A 5,050-nucleotide genomic window follows, 5' to 3' on the forward strand; every position below is an offset into this window, starting at 1 on the left:
GTCAGCAAGGCTGCTGGATTCCAGCTCAACCTCTTTGATCCACCAGAGAAGCAGACGGCTGACCTGGCCCTGGATCAAGTCGTAGACAAGATTCGCAGCAAGTACGGCTACAAGTCACTGGTGCGCGGCTACTCGAAGGAAGCAGGCGGAACCGCAATCGACCGGGCCGGGCTGGTAGGAGGCCATCATGGATAACAAAGACGATCAGCGCATGTATCACATCGTTCACACCATGCAGGAAAATTATGAAAAATACTTCACCAGAAAATATCGCTACCGGTATTGGCTAGTCGTGGTAGATAACCACTTTGAGGACATCTACTCAATCTTCCTCTACACAAAAAAGCAACGAACCAAGCTGCTCCGCAGTTACGAACTAGTCCATTTCAAACGAGATCCAGAAGATTACCGTCACGTCATGAACAACCTACGCGAATGGAGCAATCTTTCAGTAGAGAATCGTGACACGAAGCATTTGATTCATCCAGGAACGGATATTGTGCAGGACACGACCCATGGCCATAGCGCGCGCAACCAGACACGCGCGCCTCAGCGGCCGATTCAAAGCACCCACTAGCAGGAGGAAACTAATATGGCAACTAAGAAACCAATCACACGCAATGCCCACGAAATTTCAGACGAGAAGGATCGCAAGGTAGCCTTAGCCACTGCCCTCAACAAGATCAAGAAGAATTTCGGTGAAGGCGCCGTTATGCGAATGGGTGACAAGTCACTGACTAACATTGACGTATTCTCCACTGGTATCTTATCCCTTGATATTGCTCTAGGCGTTGGCGGCTTTCCGAAAGGCCGGATCATTGAAATATATGGGCCTGAAAGCTCAGGCAAGACGACTATCGCCCTGCAGGCGGTCGCCAGTGTACAAAAAGCTGGAGGCACTGCTGCGTATATCGACGCTGAAAATGCCATGGATCCAAAATATGCTACTGCACTTGGCGTCAACATTGACGAGCTATTGCTGTCCCAGCCAGATACCGGCGAGCAAGGGCTGGAGATTGCGGATGCTCTGATTCAATCTGGAGCCGTGAGCATTCTGGTGGTTGATTCAGTGGCGGCCCTAGTGCCCGAAGCTGAAATTGAAGGGGTGATCGGTGATAGCCACGTTGGCCTTCAGGCCCGTATGATGTCACAGGCACTCCGCAAGCTCACAGCAAGTATCTTTAAGACGCAAACCATCGTGATCTTCATTAACCAGTTGCGTGAGAAGATTGGCGTTCAGTTTGGCAACCCGGAAACCACACCAGGCGGCCGGGCCCTGAAGTTCTATGCTACAATTCGTCTAGACGTGCGACGGGCGCAGCAGGTGAAGGATGGAACCAATGTCATCGGTAACACCACTAAAATCAGAGTAACCAAGAATAAGGTAGCACCGCCGTTCAAAGCAATTGAGACTACAATGTCCTATGGCCATGGAATAAGCCATAACGGAGACATGATTGCACTTGGCGTGGATGATAAGGGCCCGGTTTCAGGAATTATCAAAAAGAGTGGCTCCTGGTATTCATACAACGACGAGCGCCTTGGCCAAGGTGCGGTGAATGCAGAAGCATACCTGGATGCTCACCCCGAGATGAGCAAAGAAATCGAGGCAGCTATCCGAGCAAAGGCTTTTTCAGAATCTCAAAACAGTATGGCAGAACTTAAACCTGAAAGAGAACAACAAGTAGAAGAAAAGGAGGCTTTTGGTGAAGATCGCCTCCTGTAAAATGAAAAGAGACCCCGGGGTCTCTTTTTTTGCTGGATTTCCATCCGGCGACTGACGATTTAAATGTATTTGATTAGAGTAGCAGTCACTAGTGATTTGATTTCATGGCATTATGGTGCTTACAAAGCATGGTTAAGTTGCTCAGTTCAGTACGGCCACCTTTTGACCAGGGCACAACATGGTCACCTTCCATGTCCTTAATATCCCAGAGATAGTCAGTATGCTTGTATTCAGTATCCGTGACGCACGTCGGGCAGTTTGAAGTACCGGCTTTTTTAGCAGCGTTCGTCTGTTCCTGATACCGTGTTCTGCGGTCGTTGGCACTGAATGCCCTGATGTTCAGGAGGCTAACGTCTTTCTCCCCACCCAGTATGAACTCATAGATTGCGGAATGCTTAGTGATGTCGGAATCAGCCAACAATGCCCTGGTTCTATCGGCCACGTAAGCCGGGTTGTAGGCCGTTCTGTGGTATGTACGGTAAAGTTGGCCCCAGTTGAGACCTCTCATGGTACTGTCCACTAATGGGAAGGTAGTTGAAGCCCAGTCAATCACTGTATCAAAATACGCCTTCATCTCGGTAATGCTGCTGTCGGCACGGTGTAGAGACATGTAGTCTTTGATGTGCCCCTGGCTAACCCAGTCAAGCGCGGTCTGAAGGATGGCTTGTCGCTTCACCTCACCTTTGACGTAGACACTCCACTTTTGAACGTTGGCATTTTGTGAGTTGGAGAACACTTCTTTGGCGGCGGTTACGAATGGCCCTGAATAGACCGCGTTGAGTACCTCCTGATCGTTGAGCGGAATACCTGCAATGTTGATGGTTTGGAACCACTCTTTGATTTCGCTTTCCGTACCGTTGCAAATGTACACCAAGAGTTGAGACTCCATGATGGTATCTTGTTGGTCTTGGCTTAGCCCAGAGAAGTAATTCTGGTTGCCGTGGTCGTCAACAATAGCGAACTTGCCGGTTACATAACGACCAATTGACGTAATCCGCTGCTGGCCGTCGAGCACTTCCAGCTTTCCATCGCGAGTCTGGTTGAAGTAAATTAGACCTAGTGGGTAGCCTTTGAGCAAAGAGTGAATGCAAGCCGCATCCTGTCCCTTTTCGGCATAGATATAGTTACGCTGGTATTCGGGCTGGATGGTCAACTGTCCCCCCAGGCCGAAAAGCCCCTTGCCCTCAAATGCGTTGTACTGAAAGCCTTCAACAATCTCGCGAACTGTGTATTGCTCTAATGTTGTCTGCATTATCTTGTACTCCCATCGACACGTTTGATAACAACACGGCCGTATGTCCGGCGGTACTTTTTCGGTCCATCTTTGATGTAGAACTGAGGGCCACCTTTACTATAAACGGCATCATCTTCAACAAAGTTGGTGATAGGTTTGGCAACAGCGTTCGATAGTCCAAGTATCTCAAACTGTTCGGGGCTGTATTTGTCCAAAAATGTTATAGGGACACCCATAGCACCTGCATAGTCTCCAGGAATTGCGTCTGTATAAGGAACTTCGATAGCTGGATAATTAGCGTATGACTGATAGTCGTGACCCATGACCTCTTTGTGCTTGCTAAACATCTTGTTATCAGCCATCGTCATTAAAGATAGAGGTTGGTGGCGCCGCCCGTGGTTGATGTTGGTGAACCAACGTACCCCTTTTACCCTAATATACTTGTTGCCCTTGTCGTCAACCCGCCAGCCTGCGGATTTTAACGGGTAGGTATCTGGTACCTTGAACTCACGGTCCCCAGAGTGAATGGATTCGCCCATCCACAGCACATTCTTCATGATCAAAGGGAAAACCGACTTGTAGGTAATTGCGTTGACGTTACCGATGATTGAGAATAGCCGTTTTTCCGGTTCTATCCACTCCAAGAAATCGCGGAATAATGAAAACGGTGGGTTAGTAATAACAACGTCAGATTCGTCACGGAGCGCCGAGACTTCCGCGCTGCGAAAGTCTCCTGGTGAAAAGCGTGTTTCGCCATCAGGATCAGCGTCGCCTTCCAGGTAGGACAACATCTTGGAAGGTTTTCCGTGGTCTATCTTTACTCGCTCGCTGCGTAGCCGCTCTTGAACATCAGTAATGTTAATTCGTCCGTCTTCATCGAAGTCAGAGACGTCCATGAGCTCAATTTTATAGGCGGTACTTAACTTGCTTGAAGTACCCTCTTTAAGCCCATCGTCATCGCCGAACAGGGAAAGTTCCAGCTGTGTATTTACAATCGGACTTGGATCATAGCTCGTTGCAATCAGCTTCTTCAGTCCGTAGTCATTGAAATGCAAAGCGAAGAATTTGAAGAAGTTACTCTCGAACGGATCGTCTGCTGGCAACAGCACTGTCTTGCCACGGAACACGTTAGCGTCGTACTCGATATAAGCGTTCATCTCTTTCTCAATGTCCGCCAGCTGTGTGTAAAACTCATCTTTCTTGTCGTTTCTCGCCTGTGTCAGTGATCCAGAATTAGCCATTTTGATTGCCTCCGACTATGGTTTTGCTCAGTTGAATTATACCATTGGCTAGCTCAAGCAAGGCCGCCCTTCTTACACAAACAGCTCAACCAGTGCCGCATAGTAACCCGCGGCTTCTTCAGTGCTGGTGAAGGTGGTGATGTTCACCCAGATTACGCGAGTTTCATCTACCGCAATTAGTGCCTCTTCGTTCATCAATTGTGTTGTCTGAGTTGTGCAATCCTTCGATGGGCATGCTATACTGTTAGTGTAGGAAAAACTGGACAAGTTTTTCATCGTGGCGGCCCTATCATCCGCTACAAACCAGCCGGGCGGGCACCTCAATGAGGCGCTCGTTTTTTGTATGCCAGAACGGAAAAACCACCGAGGGTTATCAAGCCTCGATGGCCGTTTGGAACTTTAGGTCTGGACGCTAGTATCGGCGGCGGTGCTTACCGCCACGCGGCTTTGCGTGTTTTCCTGGGTGCGTATATACGTGGTACAAGTACCGCAAAGCAGCACAGATACCAGTTCCAAGCACCGTAGCAGCAGCCGGAGCCGCTACGTGTAGGATAAAGCCGGACAAGTTTGATCACCGCCAGGAGACGCAAGGTGCGGAGCCCCCAGCTCTGATAGTGTAACACGTCGTGCTGGCCTTATGCGTGGAGTCTTCGGAGAACTTTTGGCGTTGACCGTGTCAATTTGAATTGCTGAGCTGTGAGGAAAACGCTGCGTTTAATCAAGGGCAGCGAATGAGGTATACCCACTACATCGTCATTATGGCCGTGTCCCGCCAGGGTATAGCCTGATGAATAATCTTGGATATGGTCAGACTGGAATCAAATCTGTTTCATCAGGGTGTACCTTGAA

5 protein-coding genes and 1 pseudogene are annotated in these 5,050 nt (G+C 49.1%); 3 read left to right on the forward strand and 3 right to left on the reverse strand.

The window, feature by feature from the left end:
• The 3 genes and pseudogenes from EKM90_RS12975 to recA all read left to right on the forward strand — a co-directional run.
• Positions 1-195 (forward strand): annotated as a pseudogene (locus tag EKM90_RS12975) (DNA polymerase); the annotation flags it as partial.
• The gene (locus EKM90_RS12555) at positions 188-577 is read left to right on the forward strand and encodes a hypothetical protein (RefSeq protein ID WP_125583138.1); all 390 of its coding nucleotides are present in this window, start codon (positions 188-190) and stop codon (positions 575-577) included. The pseudogene EKM90_RS12975 and the gene EKM90_RS12555, both read left to right, overlap by 8 nt.
• 15 nt (positions 578-592) lie before the next feature.
• Positions 593-1,726 (forward strand): recombinase RecA, encoded by a 1,134-nt coding sequence (gene recA, locus EKM90_RS12560; RefSeq protein ID WP_125583140.1) that lies wholly within the window; start codon positions 593-595, stop codon positions 1,724-1,726.
• A gap of 88 nt (positions 1,727-1,814) precedes the next feature.
• Here recA and EKM90_RS12565 read toward each other — a convergent pair whose 3' ends face one another.
• From EKM90_RS12565 to EKM90_RS13165, 3 genes are all read right to left on the reverse strand, one after another.
• Positions 1,815-2,978: an HNH endonuclease family protein gene (locus EKM90_RS12565; RefSeq protein WP_125583142.1), complete on the reverse strand. Its 1,164-nt coding sequence runs from the start codon at positions 2,976-2,978 to the stop codon at positions 1,815-1,817.
• Positions 2,978-4,201 (reverse strand): adenine-specific methyltransferase EcoRI family protein, encoded by a 1,224-nt coding sequence (locus EKM90_RS12570; protein WP_125583145.1) that lies wholly within the window; start codon positions 4,199-4,201, stop codon positions 2,978-2,980. Before EKM90_RS12570 ends, EKM90_RS12565 begins: the two co-directional genes overlap by 1 nt.
• Positions 4,202-4,273: 72 nt before the next feature.
• Positions 4,274-4,396: a hypothetical protein gene (locus tag EKM90_RS13165; protein WP_263852879.1), complete on the reverse strand. Its 123-nt coding sequence runs from the start codon at positions 4,394-4,396 to the stop codon at positions 4,274-4,276.
• Between the last annotated feature and the right edge of the window lie 654 nt (positions 4,397-5,050).

Source organism: Lacticaseibacillus suibinensis, assembly GCF_003946175.1.
In the GTDB taxonomy this organism is placed as follows: Bacteria; Bacillota; Bacilli; order Lactobacillales; family Lactobacillaceae; genus Lacticaseibacillus; species Lacticaseibacillus suibinensis.